We start from the raw sequence: 20,726 nt of genomic DNA, 5'->3' as shown, positions 1-20,726 counted from the left end.
CACCTTTTATCTTCAATGACGGGGAGGATATTTATGTTTTCGCTACTTCGGCATTTGAGCATTAAAACTCAAATAGTTTCTCTTATGGGCATTCCACTTCTTGCTCTTATCTCTTTTCTCTGCTTGCAGCTTTCACAAACTTTCACATCAATTAACGAGGTTAAGGTGCTGCAAGAGCAAATTCGCATCTCTGAACAAATTTCAGATCTTGTGCACGAAATGCAAAAGGAAAGGGGTTTAAGTGCAGGGTTTGTGGTCTCTCAAGGGAAGCAATTTAGCAATGAGCTTAAAGAGCAGCGCACACGCACAAACAAAGAAATCAAGACATTGCAAGATATGCTATCAAATAGTAGTAATTTAAATGAAGCCTTTCTCACTACTTTGCAGCAAGGCTTAGAATCTATCCTAAAAATAGAACAAACAAGGCAAAAAGCTGATAACGCTATCACCTCACAAGAAAATATCACCCCACAGATAATAGGATACTACACTTCTACCATTGCACTTTTACTTGATGGCATTACAAAATCTGCTAATCTTATCAATAATGCCATTTTAGCTCGAGCTATGATAGCTTATACAAACTTCCTTTATGCAAAGGAGAGGGCTGGGCTAGAGAGAGCCACAATCAATGGTATATTTGCTGCTAATATCCCACCAAGCGATGCGCTTTATGATAAGGCGATTTCTCTTATATCCGAGCAAGAAAGTTTTTTAAAGATTTTTTTATTTATCGCTTCACAGGAAAGCAATAATGTTTATAACAAAGCCATCAAAGATAAAAGCTTTGCTGAAGTGCAAAGAATGCGTGATATTCTCACCCAAAAGCGACATACAGGAGATTTTGGCATTAATGCGAAACATTGGTTTGATACTATTACAGCAAAAATTGATGTGCTAAGAGATATAGAGGACTTTATTGCCACACGCATCAGAAATCTCACACTTGCACAACTTGATTCCTTGAAGGCTACTTTTGAAATATTGCTTGTGGTGTATGGCTTTGTGCTGCTTTTTACTATTGGTTTTAGTGTATTTGTGGTAAAAAATATCCTCACACGTTTAAATAATGTCAATACCAAACTTGCCTATATCACACAAAATAAAGATTTAACAGAGCAGGTAAAGATTCTTGCAAATGATGAAATTTCAAAAATGGCACACTCTGTAAATGCCTTTATCCGCTATATCCACGATGTATTCTTGGAAGTAGTAAAGCTTATCAAAAATAATCTCTCCATCACACAAACTCTTGTAAAAACATCTATCCAACTTGACAACAACACCAAGGATATTGCCAAAATCTCTAAAGATAATACCGAGATAGGCGAAGCAAGTGCAGATATTTTAAAGCAAAATATTACACTTTCAAATGCAACAAAAGAGGCTTTAGATAGTGTATTAAACAATATGGGAGAAACAAAGCACATAATACAATCCGTCAATGAGGAGATTGCTCAAGATGCACAAAAAGAGCACGAAAATGTGCAAAAGATACTCTCTCTTGCTAATGAGGCAAAAAATATTCAAGGAGTGCTTATAGCGATTACTGAGATTGCCGATCAAACCAATCTTTTAGCACTTAATGCAGCTATTGAAGCAGCAAGAGCAGGAGAACACGGACGAGGCTTTGCTGTGGTCGCTGATGAGGTGCAAAAGTTAGCTGAGCGCACACAGCACTCTATTACCGAGACAAGCGGCATTATCCAATCTATTTTGCAATCCATAGATGAAGTTTCTACCGATATGGAAAATAGCTCTAAATCTATGACTCGCCTTACAGAGCAATCTCAAGTGATGCATGCCAATATAGAATCTCTATCTTCATTGGTGCAAGAAGCAATGGAAAAATCTCTACAAAACCTAGAGGGCGCACAAAAAGTAGATGAAAATGCTTCAGCTATCGTGGAAAATGGTATCAAAATCGCCTCGTGCGTGAATCAAATCGTAGAAATTAGTGAAAATATACAAAATCACTTCCAAGCTCTTAGTGAACAAAGCAAAACGCTTGATGAAATGATGAGCACCTTTAAGATATAAGCCTATCATTTGTGCTTTGAGGAATCTCACTTGCCCAAGTAGGATCTTAGGCTTATATAAAATCGTGTGAGTGTATATGCGCTTATGCTCATCTACACTCCTATGTAACTTTTAAGCATAAATCTTCTACCAAATGGGATAGATTCTTAGACTGATTTCCTCTTAAAAATTATAAACCTAAGTCCTAATGATTTTTAAAAATACTTTCTTAGATTCTATTGTTTCAAAAAATTTGCAATATGTGGCAAAATCGTGCTAAAGTCCGCACCATTAGGAGCAAACACATCATCACATTTTTTGGGTAAAGGGGTATGCGTAAGCCATTTTTGTGCAAGTTTGCTTACTTCTAATGCGCTCTTTGCGTGAGACATTAGCCCCAAATCAAGCAAAAATCTATCGTGAAAAAGCAAAAGCGAACGTGTAGAAATCACCGGTATACCTAAATAACACGCTTCTAGATTCATCGTCCCACCCCCACCTACTAGCACATCAATAAATGGATAAAATGCCTTTGGCTCTAGCTTATTTCTAAGAATCTTCACATTCTTATATGTGCTAAAGGCAGATTCTAGACTATCGCTCTCATAACGTGGCATAATCAACACATTTGCCATATCACTTAGCAATGGAATACTCTCATAAATAATAGGCAGCTTTTGCTTCACATAATGCGCCTTATACTCCTCCTCCCGCACTAAGATAATGGGTAGTTTAGAATCTAGCCCATACTCACGCACAAATGCTCCCCTTTGCTTAGAATCCCGCTCATAAGAGGGCATATCTTGTAGCCATAATACCACATCGATAAAATCATAAGATATAACTTGCGATGGGAGCAGCCCCACACTCGTATAGCATATCTCTGGCACGATAAAAGGGCGAAACACAAGCGTAGAGAGTGGAATCGTGAGACGGGAGAGAAGAGTAAGCTTCTCTTTGCTAAATACCTCATCAGCTATAGGTGTATCAGCAAAATGCACTATGGGTATGCCTAAGCCAAAGGCACATTGCACCCCATCGACACTAGCACCTGTGATAAAAAGGCGTGGTATTTTGCCTAATTTCTCAAAAAGTGTGAGAAATCCTTTCTGCCGCTCAAGCCGAGATTCAAACTTGCCGAGCTTACTTTCTCCGCCATAGCCACCTATGGCTGTGGCTTGGATATTAAAAAGCCCTAAAAGCCTTGCGCATTCATCATAGCCCTCACTTTTGCGTGTGGTGATAATCACCTCATCAAAGGATTGGAGCTGTGGGATAAGGGATTTGAAAAACATCACATATTTTGGGTCAATAATATCAAGCCAAATCATATTTACCTCTGTGAATCTATCTATATCAAGCTATGGGCGCGAAACAAGGCTCAAGCCCATAAGGCAGGATTAAAATACTGCTGTGTAAAATATTATTGTAGCTTATTTTAGGACAAAAGGGATAGCTTTACTCCTAGCCCGTTTAATGCCATATCTCCTTTAAGATTCCATTTTCCATTCTTGCTGGTCGGGGAGTTTGCTTTGGCTGTCCTTTTTTAATATGTATGCTTTCTGCCATCTTCTGGGCTTGAGAGAAATGTAATCGCATATGCTTTCTATCTTTATAAACACCTATCATTATATAGACATACTCTCCATTATTTGATTGATACAATATATACTGATGTGAGGCAATGCTTTTAAGTGTATGGGGGGGTATTTCTTTGGCATAAGTGGCTACTATATAGTAATATCCCTCTTTAAGGTGAGATGTAAAAGGCAAAGAGTTTTCTTTAATATCTGCTTTTTTATCGGTATGGATTGTGGCATTTAGCTCTGTATCTTTAGAATCTGTAAGAACATCTTTATTCTTTGCGAGATTCTTAGTCTTTTTGTTTGAAGCAGATTGTGCATTTTCTTGCTCATCGTCTGCAAAGAGATTTCGTATAGAGGCGTTCTTATGCTCTTGGGTGAGTTGTGTGGGCTCACTTTTTATTGGAGCATTTTCTTTAGAATCTTTCTCCTGTGTCTTTTTATGCTTAATTTCTACTTTCTTATCTTCTTTATTTGTATATGTTGGGATATTCTTTTGGCTTGTGTCTTCTTGTTTGGTTTGCTCTTCTTTGTTGCGAAGAGTTCTTGTAGAGCTGTTGTGACTTGTATTATCTTTATTTGGGGTATTTGAATCTGGTATAATAGGAGCTTGCTGCACAAATACTTCTTTGGCTTTGGCTAAAGCGACGAGCTCTATAGCTCTATCAACTGATGACAACAAAAGAGTCTGATCTACGTGGCGAATCATAGGTTTCATATTGCGTTGAATATGGGTTTGTTTAGTAAGTATTTCTATGGCTTGTTTATCTTTTTTGAGATCTTGATATGCATAGGCACCTATAAGATAGCGATAGAGTATATCGCCTTTGCTCTCGCTCATATGCACGATATAGGGATATTGGGCAATTTTACTTAATATGCTAGGAGGCATTTGCCCTTTATATGCAGCCACTTGATAATAATATCCCTCTAAGGCTGCATTATACGTTTCTTTTTGCTCATCTGTTTTTTCTTTAGGTTTAAGATTTTCTACATACAAAGCTATATCTCTTATATCTTGATCGGTAAATTTAAAGCGCATAAGGCTTGCGCTCATTGTCCCTTTTGCCCCACCATTATCTCCCATACCTTGCCGATAGCCCAAAAGTATGCTCTCTAATACAGCATAAGGCATACCAGCAATGGGTTCGTGGAGTGCTCCTCCGGGAGGTATGCTTTTCCCTTTACCACCGTGACATTGGGCACAAGCTTTTTTATAGAGTTTGCCCCCATTTTTAAGAGAAGTAATCACGGCTTCATCATAAGTTTTAGACAATAATACTGTGGGGATAAAGCATAAACAAGCAATATATAACATACTTGCTGCACATAATAAAAAAGATTTGGTTGATTTGCATCCACTACTTGGGGTTAAAACCCTCTTGTATGGCTGATAGTAAAACATAAAGCACCCCTGCCCCTGATTTTTACCGCATATAACTTAATATGATATTTCAATACAATGCTTCTTGTCTTTTAACTTCATTACGAAGAGACAGACTTAGAATCTTAATATATTTAATTATACTTTAAATATATATTAATTATATTTAAAATTAAACTATATATTTAAAAATATTCTAAATATATAGTTTAACGATAAGTTTGTAAAATAATCAATAATGTTTAGTCGCAATTTTACCGACATACAGGGACTTAGAGGCATTGCTATAACGTGAGTATTCTTGGAGAGAAATGAAAAATCAACTTATTTTTTTATTAAAAAAAGATAAGTAAAGTAAATGAAAATGCTTTTTGTTGCCTATTTTTGGCAAAAGTTACTTTCTAAAACAATAACTCTTTTGTTTTTCTTCCTCTATATAAGACTTAGATATGTAAGTATACTTAGTGCCTTTTAAGGAGGGATATAATCTAAATAAATCCTCTAGTTTTAGTCTATTTGTCATAAATAGCTCACAAGAAAATAATTGTAAACCTTCGATTATGACTGCGCCAAAGCTAAAACTCCTTTAAAATCAAAAAGCGATAGCGGAGGGTTTCTATCTCATGTTTTAAGCGTTTGTTTTCATCAAGGAGTATATCGTGCTGAGTTTGTAGGCTCACAATGTCTTTACTCAGGTAATAAATCGTATTAGAGAGATAGATTTTTGGCACACACAAAAATAGCAGGGCTAAGAAAATGAACATTGCTATTTTTAACTCCTTAAACCCTAAGCTCTTTGTTTCCTTGACATCTACTTCTTTATTTGGGAGATTCTCTAAAAGCGCGTCTTTCTCCCATTCATTCACACGTGAATGTGGCAAGATAATATCGTGCAAAGAGGGTGTTTCATTCATACTTCTCTCCTAAGGCAAAAATACGCAGTTTCGCACTACGTGAGCGTTTATTTTGAGCGATTTCCTCTTTGCTTGGCACAATAGGCTTTTTAGTAAGGATTTCTCCTAAAGCGTGGTTATTGCCACATTCGCATTTATAGCGCTCCTGTGGGCAAATGCAGGATTTACTCCATTGCTTGAAATACTGCTTGATGATTCTATCCTCAAGCGAGTGAAAGGAGATGATACCTACCCTGCAATTATACAACACTCCTTTAACAAACGCATTCTCTATGCTTTGAAGCAAAGTGCGTAATTCTCCTAGCTCATCATTGACCTCAATACGCAGTGCTTGGAATGCTAATGTGGCCGGGTGTAATCCACCCACACGTGGGAAGTGCCTCTCAATCAAGTTACTTAATTCAAGGCAGCTTTCAAAGGGCTGTTTCTGCCTTTGCTCCACAATGAGATGAGCGAGTTTCTTGCTTTGTCTTATTTCTCCATAGATTCTAAAAATCGTCTCTAGCTGCACGAGAGAATAGGTATTGAGCACGTTTTGTGCGCTAAGCGGGGATTGTGAATCCATACGCATATCTAAACTTTTAGAATAAAAGCCAAAGCCCCTATGCTCCTCATCTAGCTGCATAGAGCTTACCCCTATATCGGCGATAATGCCTCTTGTCTGCTTTAGCACATCATCACTTAAGCTTTCAAGCGCGTGTGAAAAAGGGTGATGGTAAAAACAAACACGCGAGGCATAATCCTTCAAGCGCTCCTTGGCTAAAGCAATAGCAGAACTATCTCTGTCAAAGGCATATATTTGTGTGTTTGGATTAGATTCTAAAAAGGCAAAGCTATGCCCCCCGAAACCTAGTGTGCAATCTAGCAGCACACCACCCTGCCACTCTAGCCCTCTTGTAAGCTCATTTTTTAAGACGGAATAATGCTTTAGCATAGTGATTCTAGCGATTTTTAAGGCTTAAAATGATCAAATCGCAAATGATTTTCAAGAATAATTTGATGTTCTCTGTAGGCAGAATTTTTAAGCCCAACAATCATTACAAAATAAATATGCTTGCTTTTTTCATCAAATTCCATTTTAATAGGCAGCTCCACACGTGCAAAGTAAGGCATACTATTTACCCATAGGATAAAATTTTCAATGCTCTGGGTATCTGGGGCATAGCCAATGATTTGATAGCGAGTATCGATGATTTCTTGTTCTTTTGTGCTATTTAATTTTTTTACTTCTACTGCACTGAATTGACTTTGTAATAAATCTTGTAGCTTTGCTTCATCACCCTCATTATACAGGCTTGAGAGAATTTTGTAATACTGGGTAGAGAGTGTTTTAAGCTGTGCTTCTATAGCGAGATAATCTTTATTGACTTGATTGAGGGTTGTTCTTGATTTTTTGGTCTCTAACGCTTGTTTTTTGTATTCAGTAATTTTAGGAAGAAGCATATTAATAATACAAAATCCGCAAATACCAACAAACATACAAAAAAATGCAAGATTCTTAAGCGTACAATCTGTGCGAAAATCACTATCCATTACTGTGCTCCTTGGCTAGTCGGCTTAAGGGGTTTGAGTGAAGGATTTGCCTTGCTTACAGAGACGAAGTTAAACCACCCACTCATAAGCGGATAAAACTCTACTTTTGTCTGTGTAAAAACTGCACGTAATGGGGCTTCTAAAAGAAACTTATACACTTCTTTTGAAGGTGTTAAGCCTTTCATCACAAGCATATTGTAATCTAGCTCTATGCTTTTTGTTGTAATTTGATCAGGAATGAGATTGAGGAGATTAGATAGCCCATCTTTTAGCATTTTGTTTTGTATTTGGATTTTCTCCCCAAGATTGACTTCATAATCAAGCCGCTCTATATAGTCTTTTACTACAATGGCTTTGAGTTTTGTATGCTGGATAGTTTCTTCTATTTGAGCTTTTTCGTTAATTTTCTCAATACTTTGTTTTTCTAGGGCTTGTGCGAAAGCATATATGCAAACCACGGCTAACACTGTGTAAAAAAACCAAATTTTTGTATAACGTTTGAAAATACTTTTAGGTTTAGGACGTATAAAGCTATAAGTCATATCTTATCCTTGATTACCAAGCTCTGCTTTAGCAAGCCTAATAAGTGCTTCAGGGATATTCAGTGGAAGCACTTTCACATCAATCATTAAAGATTGGCGGATATGATCAAGGGCTTGTTTGGTGATACCATAAGTATCAAGAATTACGATAGTTTCTATAAACTGGGCATTGTAGATAGGATTGCTATAAAACTCGCTAATAGAATTTTTGAGAATCTCCGCTGCATTTGAGGCACGTGCTAAATCTCTTAAAGCCTCTAAACGAGACATTTCAGCCTCTTGCTGTTTTTGAGAATCCACTTCATCAGGTGCGAACTCCTTGCGTATAAGCTCTTCGTCTAAATCCTCTAGCTCACCAATTTCATTGAGCTCATCAAGTGAACCAAGTATGGAATCCAACTCACTTAGCTCTTTAAAAGAATGTACCTCTGTCATAGAGCTATTATCATCATCGCTTTGCTCCAACTCTCCACCTATCATAAAAAATCCACCAAAATACACCCCTTTTTTATCAGCTACAAAAAGCGTCATACTCGCCCGTTCCTGCAATACATAGAGCTTAATTTTGTTGCCTAGCTGATTCTTGATGTGTTCATACACAAGCATAAAAGGAGAGAATAACAGATCCAAACCAAGAGCGCGAATAAATTTGACACGATTTTCATCTACTGCGAGATTTTGAATATAAAAAAGCCATTGGTTAGGCATTTCAACAATACGTGATGTTTTAGAATTGACACCAAATTTGATAAGATCGCCCTTTTTAGAGCAATTTGCTAAGCCTTGATTATAAGTCTTACTCATTGCACTAAGATAAGTGAAGGGGTATTTACGTTTATAGCTTTTAATGAGCTTTGCTGCTTCTATGGGCAACTCCTTATCTACGATTTTAAATTCTTTATTGATGGTATTTTTGACTTTATTATTTTTCATCACTACAATTTGAAGCGAGCATACCTTCCCATCGAGATTTACACCAATAAGGATTGTAGAAAAAAATGGACGAAGCAAAAATCTTAGCAAATCAATTCTCCTCGCTCTTTTAGAGTTTTATTAGAATCGAGTAAAACTTCTCTCAATATATAGGAATACACAAGCATTTAAAGTTCCTTTTCTAAGTGTGTGCGCACCAATACTTTTGCATCTTCAACATTCATATTTTTGTCGATTACAAAACCATCAAGCATATAATAATCCACTCGCGAGAATGGCTTAGGGATACGAAACTTATCCCAGCTTTTTAACTCCCAGTATCGACTACATACAACACGTAAAGGAATGATAAGTTTGCCTGTTTTTTGACTCATCGCCACCACACCATCGCCAATAGAATGATAAGGTCCTTTTGGTCCATCAGGTGAGAGGGCTACATCGTAGCCATTATTAAGAAGTCCAAAGGCATCTATTAAAACTTTTAACCCTCCTCTAGAGCTTGAGCCGCGCACATTTTTTAAGCCAAACATAGCGCAGACTTTTGCCATAATACTTGCATCAAAATGATGAGATAGCACAATATAAAAGCCTTTATCGCGCTCTTTGCTTACGTGCTTTTGAAAATACTTATATAAAAAAGGCAGCATAAGCAGCTCCCCGTGCCAAAAAGCCCCAATGAAATTATGTGTTTTTGCATATTCATTGATGTGGAATCTATGTCGTGTCAAGACATATAAAAGTCGCAAGATTCCATACATTAGCGGCGGGAGAATCTTGCTTAAAATGCGTCTTTTTGTCTCTCTACTTAGCATTAGCCGCCCTTATATTAAACTCTAAAGCTTCCTTAAGACTAAGCTCTCTTATAAATTCACCCATTAACGCCCCGCCCTCATTATGTGTAATCTTTGTCTGCACGATAGCCCCAATAGGCAGGGCTTTGCCTATGATTTTAATAAGTTTATTATGGCTTGTGCGCCCCTCGCTAAAGCACTGCATATCATCATCACGGTGATTTTCTACTAGCACTTCATATACACGCCCTTTTTCCTCCTGCGCCTTTTTACGTAAGATGTCTTTATGAAGATTCTGTAATTGCGCTAGACGCTCCTTTGCTACTTCGGGTGGAACTTGCATACTTTTATCATAACTATATGCACTTGTGTACGGACGTGGCGAATATACAAAGCTATATAGCGTATCAAAGCCTACGATTTTTACCACCTCCATTGTATCTGCAAAATCTGCATTGGATTCTGTGGGAAATCCTACGATAATATCCGTGCCTATACCGACATTAGGCAGAAGTGATTTAAGCTTTTCTATCCGTGAGAGATACCATTGCTTATCATATCCACGCTTCATCATTTTAAGAATCCTGCTAGAGCCACTTTGTAAAGGGATATGTATGCCCTTAGCAATTTTAGGATTAGTAGCAAATGCTTCTAAAAATTCATCGTCCATATGTAGCGGGTGAGGCGAGGTAAAGCGAATTCTATACAATCCATCAATCTGGCTTAACTCCTGTAATAAATCAGTAAAGTTTGTCCTAGGGTGAGGGTGGGAAAATCTCACGCCATAATGATTAACATTCTGTCCTAAAAGCAATAGCTCTTTTGCGCCATTTTGCACAAGTTTTTTTGCCTCTGTGAGAAGCAAATCTTTGGGGATAGAGATTTCCCTGCCTCGCGTGAAAGGCACGATACAATAGCTGCATTTTTTATCACAACCAATAGAGATATTAAGCATTGCTTTAATACCCATAGTTTGGGGCGAAGCAAAGACGTATGTGCTATCATCATAGTCAATATCCACTTCCACAGCCTTTGGGCGAGAAAGGACTTGCGTGATTTTAGAGACATTTCTTGCCCCTAGCACAAAATCCACACTCGGGGCTTTTTTAATAATCTCTGCCCCTAGATGGCTCGCGCTGCAACCACACACACCGATTTTTGCACCTTGTTTTTTTTCTTTAGCAAATGCTCCAATTTCTGAAAATAGTTTTTTTTCAGGCTTTTCCCGCACGGAGCAGGTATTAATGAGTATCAAATCTGCCTCTTTGGCATTATTTGTAAGGGTATATTGCAGTTTATCCTGCAATTCAGCAATCATATGTGCTGAATCACGCTCATTCATCGCACAACCCATCGTTTGGATAAATAATTTCATATTCCTTGTAGTCAATATTTTTTCTTTTTTAGATAATTAAATAATATGTAGCTCATAGATATAGCTTCCCTCATCAAGCGCATAACGCACTTCGTGCAGATGTGTACTATGCCCGGCTTTTTGGAAAAAGCTACAAGCCTTTTGCATATCTTTATGTGAATTTTCTTTGTCAAAGTAAAAGATATGTGTGCCTTGAGTGCATTTTTTTAATATATCCTCACAGCTGATTTTTGCTCCTGCTTTGCTTTTAGATTGAAGTGTGGTTTTGGCAAGTTTGAGTTCCATAATATCTCCTTAAGTATTATTTTAGAATCGGTTATTATAGCTAAAAATAGGCATATTTTTGAAACTTTAAGCAAAATTTCATTACAATGAGATTCTTCTTTAATAAGCCTTATGGTATTTTAAGAAAGCTTTTAGCCTCACACAGCCACATAGGGTATCCAATAGGACTAGGAGATATGATTTAAATGGAAAAGATTTTAGACATTATTGATTTGATTGCCTATGACAAGGGCTTAGATAATCAAGTGGTGCTAGAGATTGTCAAAGAGGGGTTAGTTAAGATTGCACGTGAAGAAATTAATCCCTATCATAATTATTTTGTCGAAGAAGATAGCAAAGAGCGGACATTAAGGCTATTTTATCGTATGAAGGTATGTGCTGATGATAAGGAGCTCAATGAGGAAGAAAAAGCCATTTATATCCCTCTATCTAACACAAAAGAGCTAAGCGATGTGGCAATAAATGATGAAGTGGATTGCGAAATACAACTAGAGGCGATGAGTAGAGGCGCAATTAACAAGCTTTTTGTGAATCTTGAATATCAACTGCAACGCTCCATTGAAGACCAAATCTTGCAAAATTTCCGCGCTATGGTGGGTAAAATCGTTAATGGGCAAGTGGTAGGCATAGATAAAGAAGACAATACTTTTATTGAAATTGAGAGTATCCGCGCTATTTTGCCACAGAAAAATCGCATTAAGGGCGAGCAATTCAAAGTAGGTGATTGTGTGCGAGCCATTCTCAAATTTGTAAACATTAATCGCAATGGTTTGCAAGTGGAGCTTTCACGCACGACACCAAAATTTTTAGAAGAACTCTTAGCAATGGAAGTGCCAGAGATTAAAGATAATGAGGTGATTATTTTTAAGAGCGCGAGGATTCCGGGGGATAGGGCAAAGGTTGCGGTGTATTCTAATAGCGCGAGGATTGATCCTATTGGCTGCTGCGTGGGCGTAAAAGGTGTGCGTATCAATGCAGTGAGCAAGGAATTGGCAAACGAAAATATTGATTGTGTAGAGTATCATAGCACACCTGAAATCTTTGTGGCTAAGGCTTTGACACCTGCAAGTGTAATGAGTGTGAAAATAGAGCAAGGTGCAGAGAATAAACGCCCAAAAGCAATCGTGCAAATCAAAAGCGACCAAAAGAGCAAAGCCATTGGAAAAAATGGCGTAAATATCCGCTTGGCAAGTATGCTATGTGAATGTGATATTAAGCTTGTGGAATTAGCAAGTGAGCGCACACCAGATAAAGAAGAGAAAATAGAGAGCGAAAAACTTGGAATTGATGCCCTTAGCTCACTTTTTAAATCATAGAAATTTCTTACACGGCAGGAAATAGGTTTAAATGGTAGTATCCTCACTTCAGGAGTTGCTTTATATCACTTAAGCCCTAATAAATTATATGCAAATATAAAGTGAAAATACGCTTTAATACCTAAGACAAAGTCTTATTTTCCTGTATTTATGTATCATAAAACCACGACATTTTGATACCTTTTGTAAAATATCAAATGACAATATTGCAAATAAAAATGGAGAATCCTATGCGGTATAAACTGATGATGTGTGGCTTTAGTGCGCTGTGTGAAGATATGCAAGAAGTGTGTGAGAGACTTAAAGTCATTCCCGTGCAAAGAGCAGAGTTAGAAAGCTCACCCTGCTATGTATTTGATTTAGAAACAGGAGCAACTTATCATATTTTGCCCTCACCCAAAGGCTGGATTATACAAGATGATAAGGGTAAAGAAATTCAATTTTAAATTTAAGCTCTTAAATATCAAACTCTAAAAGTAAAATAAAAAGCTAAAATTGCATATAATCTTTTACAAGATACTTTTTTATACCTATCTTTTCTTTGGCTGCTTTATCACACTAAAGTCGTCCATTTAAAGCATTATATCGATTATCCTTTATATGCCTCAAGCACCTTTAAAAGCTGTTTAAGTATCTCATCACTTGCTTTAGCAAAGCCTAGGGCGATATATTCATCATTTATAGAATCTAATGGAACTAAAGATTCTATCATACCGCTTTTGTTTTGATGTGTTTTCATATCCATTATTTCATAAAAAACACTCACTTGTGCCTTATAGCTACCTTTGTCATTTAAAATTTGTAAAGAAAGCAAGGAAAGCTTTAAGGCTTTATGTATCTTTTGTGTCCCAAATGGCGGTGTTGAAAGCTCAAAACACTGCTCTTGTGCCTTAAGAAGCAGTGCCATCTTAAGCATATCTTTTGGTGAGCTTATCCATTTCTTAGCAAATAATGTATCCACTTGCAAAGTTTGCATATTAAAAATATAAATATTGCTATTATCATAGGGAGCATTGGCATATATATCAAACATCGCTAATTTTGATATTTTCTTGCAAGTTTTTGCATTCTCAAAAGATTGTGGATTATAGAGATTAAAATATGTAATTTTATCAATAGATGAAACAATTTTCACATCAACGCAGGCATTTAAAAATAGCATACACGCGCTTAAAATAATCCATCTCATTTGCTCTCCTTATCTTTTGGATTCTTTATGTTCTTGCTTCCCAAAGAGGCTATCATAGGGATTTTTATCCACTTTATCTAAAAACATAGAAGCCTCTCTAAAAAACTTACTCATATCTTGTAATGTCGCTTGTAGCTGCAAAATCGTAGGTGTAAGTATCTCACGCACATTATACTCGCCATTTTTTGTTTGCGTATCAATCTGTGCGCTTATACGCTGCAAATGTTCCATTGTCAAGCGCATTTCTTTTAAAATTGCATTAACCTCTGCTATATTCTGCTCATTAAGAGTGCTATTGACATTTTTTAATAGCACACTCATATCATCACTTAATTCACTTGCTTTATTGATAATCTTTTCAAACCCGCCCTTATCAAGCTCAATGACCTTCCTCCCCTCTGCATTTTCCCTTAATTCTCCACCATCACCCTGTATCAATGAAAGATAATTCGCCCCTGCTAATCCTTGAGAGCTAATCACTACTTTTGCATTCTCTCGCACATTTAAATGAGCGTCTATAAGCATTTGAATCTGTATCGTGCCTTCTTTTATGTTTTTAAAGCTTACATCTTTCACACGTCCTATGCTAATGCCTTTATAACGGATAGGTGTATTTGTGCCTATACCCTCTACTTCACTTGAACTATATGCGTAATATTGTTTATATTTTGTAGAATCTATTTCAAAACGATTAAGCCACATAATAAAAGCAATCATAAAGATTAAGACGATAAAAAACATCGCTCCAATCCATACATATTGCACATTACGTTCCATTTTATGCTCCTTTTCATTATTTCTACGCTACTTTTTATTTTTTAAGAGGGAGGGGCTTAAATTGCAAAGTCGCTCCCTCCCCTTATATCCCTCAACCCTACGACGCTTTAAAGAGGTTGGCACTACCGTGCGATTGATTTTATACAAGTGAGGATATACTTCACTTGTGGGGAGAATCATAGATTTTATACCTTAAAAACTTACTTCGCAAGTATAAATTAACGTTTCATAATAAATGCCATAATGGAAACATTTATACGCACAAAGTGTTCGTTAGATTACTCTCTCCATACTTGTAAAATCACGCAAGAATACAAGGATATATGAAACTATATTCTATCATTTTTAAAATTCTGCCAAAAACGTTCTCCACGTTTGCCCGTGAAGATTTTACCCTGCGTTTGATTATGATACATTTGACTATAAAGCTCATTAAGTGAGCCTTCAAACACAATTTGTTTATCTTCAAGCAAAATCAATCTATCCACACTATCTTTGATAGAATCTAAATCGTGTGTAACCATAACAATCGTAATTTTAAGTATTTCCTTAAGTTTCACAATAAGCATATCAAATCGCTCTGCACTTTGCAAATCAAGTCCACTTGTAGGTTCATCTAAAAACAAAATGTCTGGGCTTAATGCCAAAGCTCGGGCTAAGGCGACACGTTTTTTCATTCCCCCGCTTAATTCATAAGGATATTTCTCTGCCATAGATACATTTAAACCAACTAATTCCAGCCACATTTTTGAAATGTCATAAATAGTTTGTTTATCATATTGACTTTTTTGTATGAGTAAAAATGCTACATTATCTAGCACATTCATTGATGAAAATAATGCCCCAAATTGAAACATCACACCACAGCGATTAAGAATCTTATCACGTTTATCTTCTCTTAAAGCCCAAATATCCTCGCCAAAAAAAGTAATTTCCCCTGAAGTAGGCTTTTGCAAAAAGAGCATATTTTTTAGCAGAGTGCTTTTACCCGAGCCACTCCCTCCCAAAATACCAAAGATTTCACCTTTTTTCACATTAAAACTAATCCCATTGTGGATAATTACATCATTATATTGTGTGTAGAGATTTTTAACTGCAATAATATTCATACATTAAGCCTTGTTGTAATAACTGAAAAAATTGCATTGATGAGAATCACCCAAAAAAGTGCATTTACCACACTTTTTGTCGTCTCAAGCCCTATAGATTCTGTATCACCTTTCACATATAGCCCACGAAAACACCCTACAAGCGCAATTGCTGCACCAAAAAAAGGAGCTTTCACCACACCTACCCAAAAGTTATTAATCCCCACATATTCATAGAATCTCTCTAAATACTGCACAAAGCTAATGCCTGTTTGCATTTTCACCGCAAGCATTGCTGCAAACAGACTCACCGCATCAGCTACAAACACAAGCAAAGGCATAATAATCACCAAAGCTAAAATGCGTGGCAAAATAAGATAATCATAAAGGCTAAGATTCATCGTTTTAAGTGCATCATTCTCCTCTGTGAGATTCATCACTCCAAGTTGTGCACTAAAGCTTGAGGCACTTCGCCCTGCAATCACAATAGCGAGTATAAAAGGTCCCATCTCACGTAAAGAGAGCTTTGCCACAATCTCTACACTCATTAGCGGTGCACCCATCTTTTCTAATTGCAATACACCTTGCAAAGCAATCGCATAACTTACGATAAAAGCTGTTAAAAGTGCCACAGGTAAAGCTTTGAAACCAGATTCATTAATATGATAAAAAATTGAACTTATTTTAAAACGATGAGGAAAAACTACTGCACGGGAAAAATACCATAAACACGTCCCACAAAATTGTAAGAAGTTTAAACAAGTTTCATAAAATTGCATTATTTTCTTACCAACATTCATAAAAAAATACTTCACCATAGGAAAAAGCTGTAGTGAAAAAGAAGATTGCGTGTTTTTAGAATTCTCTAAATTTCGTTTAATAAGCGCAAACATCGCTTCTATTTGAGAATTTACCCCTATCATCTCAAAGTCTTTATCTTTTAAAAGCCCATACATAAAACTACAAAAGACAAAATCAACTGATGAAGTATGAGTGAAATCCAATGTAATATGTGCGTGAGCATTTACAAACTTCCTTAAAACAACCTGTGATTTCTTCTCTAATGTGTAATCACATCGCCCTTGAAGCTCTATATATATCCTATCTAATGTAACCTTTACTTCAAAACTCATCATACACCTTAAAAACTTATACTACAAAGATTATAACAAAAGCTTGTAAGTTTCCAAGATTCTAGATTAATGACCACCTAAAACTACCAAAATATAAAAAAATTAGATATAATGATAAGAAAATATGTGATATAATTTCATCAATTATTCACGCTCAACTTTGAAGCAAAATAGTAGTTTGAAAGCTTTTTTCACCTTTTCACGCTCTCTACTACTTCTACTAAAAATCATTTAAAGGACACCGCAAATGAAAATCTCACTTCCAAAGAGCTTATTAGAAAGCGTTCTTACAAATTGTCAAAACTTCCTTGATAAACGAGATCGCTCACAAATCACTTCACATATCTACTTTGAAGCGCAAAATGATACATTAATCATCAGAGCTACTGATTATGAAACTTGGCTTGAATCTCATATCAACATACCTTCTATATCTCAAGGAAACGCTACAGCAAATGGTAGACAAATCCTTGATATTATTAAAAATCTTAAAGATGGAGATGTAACAATTGAAATTAAACAAGATTCTGATTCCATCTTACATATTTCTCAAGGGAAATCAAAAACAAAACTTCCTACATTTAATGCTGATGAATTTCCAAAATTCCCAGAATATGACACAAACAAGAAAATCCACATAGAATCTACAAAATTTCTAAATTCTATTAAAAAAATCAATCCAGCTGTAGATACTAATAATCCTAAATATGAATTAAACGGCTCACTTCTTGATATTAAAGAATATGGCTTTAATTTTGTCGCCACAGATACAAGACGACTTGCACTTATTGAATATAAAAGCCAATCTGTGGACACGTTATCACTTGTTATACCTAAAAAGGCTATTAATGAAATTTTAAAACTCTTTATAGATAACTTTGAGATTTATCATAATACTACACATCTTATTATTAAAAACAATGAATACACTTTTTATACTAAACTTATCAATGGCAAATATCCTGATTATGAAAAAATCATTCCTAAAGAATTTAAGCATAAAATAGTGCTTCCTAAAGATAAATTTATTGATGCTTTGCAATTTGTCAAATCACTAGCAAATAACATCAAAATTACACTTACTCCTAATGAAGTGCTTTTTGAATCTCTTAATGAAGAAAGCGGTGAAGCCTCTACGCAAATTGAAGTATCAACTAATATTGAAAATCTCACTCTAGGCATTAATTCTAAATACATTTTAGATTTTCTTTCACAAATTGATGGTAATGAATTTACATTTTGTATCAATGAACCAAATACACCCTTCGTCGTTATAAATGAAAATTTTTCAACCGTCATTATGCCCGTGATTCTCTAATCACAGTTTTCTAATTCATTTTTAGAATCTTCTATGGAGCTTCCACAATGGAAAAAAAAGAATACCAAGCAAGTAATATTAAAGTTTTAAAAGGCTTAGAAGCTGTCCGTAAACGTCCGGGTATGTATATTGGTGATACCAATATAGGCGGTTTGCACCATATGATTTATGAAGTGGTAGATAACTCCATTGATGAAGCTATGGCGGGTCATTGTGATCATATCAATATCACACTTACAACAGAAGGAAGTGCAATTATCGAAGACAATGGACGAGGAATTCCAGTAGATATTCACCCTACTGAAAATCTCCCTGCAGCTACACTTGTACTTACCACATTGCACGCAGGCGGGAAATTTGATCAAGATACTTATAAAGTCTCAGGCGGTTTACACGGCGTAGGTGTAAGTGTGGTAAATGCGCTCTCAAAGCGACTTATTATGACTATTAATAAAAATGGACATATTTATCGCCAAGAGTTTGCAAAAGGCATTCCTCAAAGTAATTTAGAAATTATTGGAGATACAAAAAAACACGGCACTACAATAGAGTTTTTCCCTGATAGCGAAGTAATGGAAGTGCTAGAATTTGACGCGCAGATACTTATCACTCGTTTTAAAGAAATGGCATATCTTAATCATAATATTACAATTTGTTTCAAAGATGAACGCATAGGATTAGAGGAAAATTACCATTTTGATGGGGGATTAAGCCAATTTATACAAGATATTAATAAAAAACCTCTTATTTCATCAGTTATAGGGTTTGATGCCATAGAGCAAGAATGTGAAATAGAAGTTGCCCTTGCATATAATGAGGGTTATGATGAAAAAGTGTTAAGTTTTGTAAATAATATCCGCACACCCGATGGTGGTACACACGAGGCAGGATTTCGTGCGGGGCTTAGTCGTGCAATCATGAATTATATCGAGGCAAATGCTTCTGCACGGGAAAAAGATTCTAAAGTAAGCGGTGAAGATGTGAGAGAGGGGCTTGTAGCCATTATTTCTACAAAAGTCATTGACCCCCAATTTGAAGGGCAAACTAAGGGCAAACTAGGCAGTTCCTTTGTAAAACCAATCGTGCAAAAGCTTACTTATGAGAAACTCTCAAAATTCTTTGAGGAAAATCCTAATGAAGCACGAGCTATTATGCAAAAAGCCATTATGGCAGCGCGAGGACGTGAAGCAGCAAAAAAAGCGCGTGATTTGACACGTAAGAAAGAAAATTTTTCTGTGGGGACATTACCGGGTAAGTTAGCAGATTGTCAAAGTAAGGATCCTAGAGAATCTGAAATTTATCTTGTAGAGGGTGATAGTGCTGGTGGTAGTGCAAAGCAAGGACGTGATAGAGCTTTTCAGGCTATTTTACCATTGCGTGGGAAGATTCTTAATGTTGAAAAATCTCGCCTTGATAAGATTTTAAAAAGTGATGAGATTAAAAATATGATTACCGCTTTTGGCTGTGGAATTGGCGATGAGTTTAATTTAGAGAAGCTCCGCTATCATAAAATTATCATTATGACAGATGCTGATGTCGATGGTAGCCATATCCAAACGCTTTTAATGACATTTTTCTATCGCTATTTGAAGCCGCTTGTTGAAAATGGACATATTTATATCGCTCAACCTCCGCTCTATCGCTATAAAAAAGGCAAGAAAGAAATTTATCTTAAAGATGAACGAACTTTAAGTGAATATCTCATCGAAAATGGCATTGAAAATTTTAGCTTCGAGGGTATAGGAAATAGAGAACTTTTAGAGATTCTTAAATTTATTTCACATTATCGTTCTATTCTCAAAGAGCTTGAGAAACGCTATCCTATGATAGAAGTTGTGCGATATTTAGTAGAAAATCCACATTTAGATTCACTCTCACTTGAAAAACTTAGCCAAAATATAGAATCTTTCCTCCAAAGTAAAGAATGCAACATTCTAAATAAAAGTATCAGTCAAGAACGCATTACACTCTATGTGCAGACAAAAGTAGGGCTTGTAGAACTCAATATTGATGATAAGCTTTCACAAGATAATTTTTTCAATGAAGCACGGTTTATTTACCAAAAAATCGCTCAAAGGAATTTAGAATTTTTAAATAATGAAGATTTAATTGTATTTTTAGAAAAAATTGAAGAAAGTGCTAAAAAAGACGCGTATATTCAACGATACAAAGGCTTAGGTGAAATGAATCCAGATCAATTATGGGAAACTACAATGATTCCATCTAATCGCACACTTTTACGTGTGAGAATTGATGATGAAAGCAATACTGATGAGATTTTTACACTCTTTATGGGAGATGAGGTAGAACCACGTAGAGCCTATATACAAGAGCATGCTAAAGATGTAAAACATCTTGATGTGTAATTTTATATAAGATTTAAACAAACACCTTTAGTAAAATATTTTTCAAGTTTCTTTGATTATTGTATCTAAATCACAGGTTTTGTCTAAGGATTTATTAATATTTATAGAGCGGATTTTGTTTATTATAAACGATTCTTGCTGTTTTATCTTGCAATTCATCAGGTGAGTTAAAAGGTTAGA

General features: G+C 36.0%; 19 protein-coding genes. 5 read left to right on the top strand and 14 right to left on the bottom strand.

All coding sequences use genetic code 11. The features are described 5' to 3' along the window. Window positions 1-33 precede the first annotated feature (33 nt). Window positions 34-2,040 (top strand): methyl-accepting chemotaxis protein, encoded by a 2,007-nt coding sequence (locus tag QZ289_RS05905; RefSeq protein ID WP_295700349.1) that lies wholly within the window; start codon window positions 34-36, stop codon window positions 2,038-2,040. Window positions 2,041-2,255: 215 nt separating this feature from the next. Here the strand turns inward: QZ289_RS05905 and QZ289_RS05900 are convergent, their stop codons facing one another. The 10 genes from QZ289_RS05900 to QZ289_RS05855 all read right to left on the bottom strand — a co-directional run bounded on the left by QZ289_RS05900 (window position 2,256) and on the right by QZ289_RS05855 (window position 11,359). Then, window positions 2,256-3,350 carry a DUF354 domain-containing protein gene (locus QZ289_RS05900; protein ID WP_295700347.1) on the bottom strand — a complete coding sequence of 365 codons (1,095 nt, stop codon included), beginning with the start codon at window positions 3,348-3,350 and terminating at the stop codon, window positions 2,256-2,258. Between the two features lie 142 nt (window positions 3,351-3,492). Further along, window positions 3,493-4,920, bottom strand: coding sequence for a cytochrome c (locus tag QZ289_RS05895; protein ID WP_295700345.1), 1,428 nt, complete (start codon window positions 4,918-4,920; stop codon window positions 3,493-3,495). Window positions 4,921-5,561: 641 nt separating this feature from the next. Further along, window positions 5,562-5,900, bottom strand: a complete 339-nt coding sequence (locus QZ289_RS05890; protein WP_295700343.1) for a hypothetical protein — start codon at window positions 5,898-5,900, stop codon at window positions 5,562-5,564. Next, window positions 5,893-6,834 (bottom strand): 16S rRNA (cytosine(1402)-N(4))-methyltransferase RsmH, encoded by a 942-nt coding sequence (gene rsmH / locus QZ289_RS05885; protein ID WP_295700340.1) that lies wholly within the window; start codon window positions 6,832-6,834, stop codon window positions 5,893-5,895. Before rsmH ends, QZ289_RS05890 begins: the two co-directional genes overlap by 8 nt. A gap of 17 nt (window positions 6,835-6,851) precedes the next feature. Beyond that, complete coding sequence (locus QZ289_RS05880; protein WP_295700338.1) at window positions 6,852-7,433, bottom strand: hypothetical protein; 582 nt, start codon at window positions 7,431-7,433, stop codon at window positions 6,852-6,854. Further along, the gene (locus tag QZ289_RS05875) at window positions 7,433-7,975 is read right to left on the bottom strand and encodes a hypothetical protein (protein WP_295700336.1); all 543 of its coding nucleotides are present in this window, start codon (window positions 7,973-7,975) and stop codon (window positions 7,433-7,435) included. The genes QZ289_RS05880 and QZ289_RS05875 overlap by 1 nt, the downstream gene beginning before the upstream one ends. Before the next feature lie 3 nt (window positions 7,976-7,978). Then, complete coding sequence (locus QZ289_RS05870; RefSeq protein ID WP_295700334.1) at window positions 7,979-8,998, bottom strand: hypothetical protein; 1,020 nt, start codon at window positions 8,996-8,998, stop codon at window positions 7,979-7,981. Window positions 8,999-9,075: 77 nt separating this feature from the next. After that, complete coding sequence (locus QZ289_RS05865; protein ID WP_295700331.1) at window positions 9,076-9,720, bottom strand: lysophospholipid acyltransferase family protein; 645 nt, start codon at window positions 9,718-9,720, stop codon at window positions 9,076-9,078. Next, a complete protein-coding gene (miaB, locus tag QZ289_RS05860) occupies window positions 9,710-11,074 on the bottom strand; it encodes a tRNA (N6-isopentenyl adenosine(37)-C2)-methylthiotransferase MiaB (protein WP_295700328.1) in 1,365 nt (454 codons plus the stop codon). The genes QZ289_RS05865 and miaB overlap by 11 nt, the downstream gene beginning before the upstream one ends. A 36-nt stretch (window positions 11,075-11,110) precedes the next feature. Continuing rightward, the gene (locus tag QZ289_RS05855) at window positions 11,111-11,359 is read right to left on the bottom strand and encodes an HP0268 family nuclease (RefSeq protein ID WP_295700325.1); all 249 of its coding nucleotides are present in this window, start codon (window positions 11,357-11,359) and stop codon (window positions 11,111-11,113) included. Window positions 11,360-11,544: 185 nt separating this feature from the next. On the opposite strand from QZ289_RS05855, the gene nusA reads away from it, so the two are divergent. Both nusA and QZ289_RS05845 read left to right on the top strand, forming a co-directional pair. Further along, window positions 11,545-12,675, top strand: a complete 1,131-nt coding sequence (nusA, locus tag QZ289_RS05850) for a transcription termination factor NusA (RefSeq protein ID WP_295700323.1) — start codon at window positions 11,545-11,547, stop codon at window positions 12,673-12,675. Between the two features lie 230 nt (window positions 12,676-12,905). After that, window positions 12,906-13,121, top strand: coding sequence for a hypothetical protein (locus QZ289_RS05845; RefSeq protein ID WP_295700321.1), 216 nt, complete (start codon window positions 12,906-12,908; stop codon window positions 13,119-13,121). A gap of 143 nt (window positions 13,122-13,264) precedes the next feature. Here QZ289_RS05845 and QZ289_RS05840 read toward each other — a convergent pair whose 3' ends face one another. The 4 genes from QZ289_RS05840 to QZ289_RS05825 all read right to left on the bottom strand — a co-directional run bounded on the left by QZ289_RS05840 (window position 13,265) and on the right by QZ289_RS05825 (window position 16,862). After that, window positions 13,265-13,864, bottom strand: a complete 600-nt coding sequence (locus QZ289_RS05840; protein ID WP_295700317.1) for a hypothetical protein — start codon at window positions 13,862-13,864, stop codon at window positions 13,265-13,267. Window positions 13,865-13,873: 9 nt separating this feature from the next. Then, window positions 13,874-14,641 (bottom strand): MlaD family protein, encoded by a 768-nt coding sequence (locus tag QZ289_RS05835; RefSeq protein ID WP_295700314.1) that lies wholly within the window; start codon window positions 14,639-14,641, stop codon window positions 13,874-13,876. A gap of 329 nt (window positions 14,642-14,970) precedes the next feature. Then, window positions 14,971-15,750: an ABC transporter ATP-binding protein gene (locus tag QZ289_RS05830; protein ID WP_295700310.1), complete on the bottom strand. Its 780-nt coding sequence runs from the start codon at window positions 15,748-15,750 to the stop codon at window positions 14,971-14,973. Further along, window positions 15,747-16,862, bottom strand: a complete 1,116-nt coding sequence (locus QZ289_RS05825; RefSeq protein WP_295700308.1) for an ABC transporter permease — start codon at window positions 16,860-16,862, stop codon at window positions 15,747-15,749. The genes QZ289_RS05830 and QZ289_RS05825 overlap by 4 nt, the downstream gene beginning before the upstream one ends. Before the next feature lie 247 nt (window positions 16,863-17,109). On the opposite strand from QZ289_RS05825, the gene dnaN reads away from it, so the two are divergent. Both dnaN and gyrB read left to right on the top strand, forming a co-directional pair. Beyond that, entirely contained in the window at window positions 17,110-18,180 is a 1,071-nt protein-coding gene (gene dnaN, locus QZ289_RS05820; protein ID WP_295700306.1) for a DNA polymerase III subunit beta, read from the top strand. 47 nt (window positions 18,181-18,227) lie between these two features. Further along, on the top strand, window positions 18,228-20,546 hold the full coding sequence (gene gyrB / locus QZ289_RS05815; protein WP_295700283.1) for a DNA topoisomerase (ATP-hydrolyzing) subunit B: 2,319 nt from the start codon (window positions 18,228-18,230) through the stop codon (window positions 20,544-20,546). The last annotated feature ends 180 nt before the right edge of the window (window positions 20,547-20,726 follow it).

Origin of the sequence: uncultured Helicobacter sp. (assembly GCF_910577135.1) — a bacterium.
Lineage (GTDB): Bacteria > Campylobacterota > Campylobacteria > Campylobacterales > Helicobacteraceae > Helicobacter_C > Helicobacter_C mastomyrinus.
This window is presented reverse-complemented; position numbering and strand designations above follow the sequence as displayed.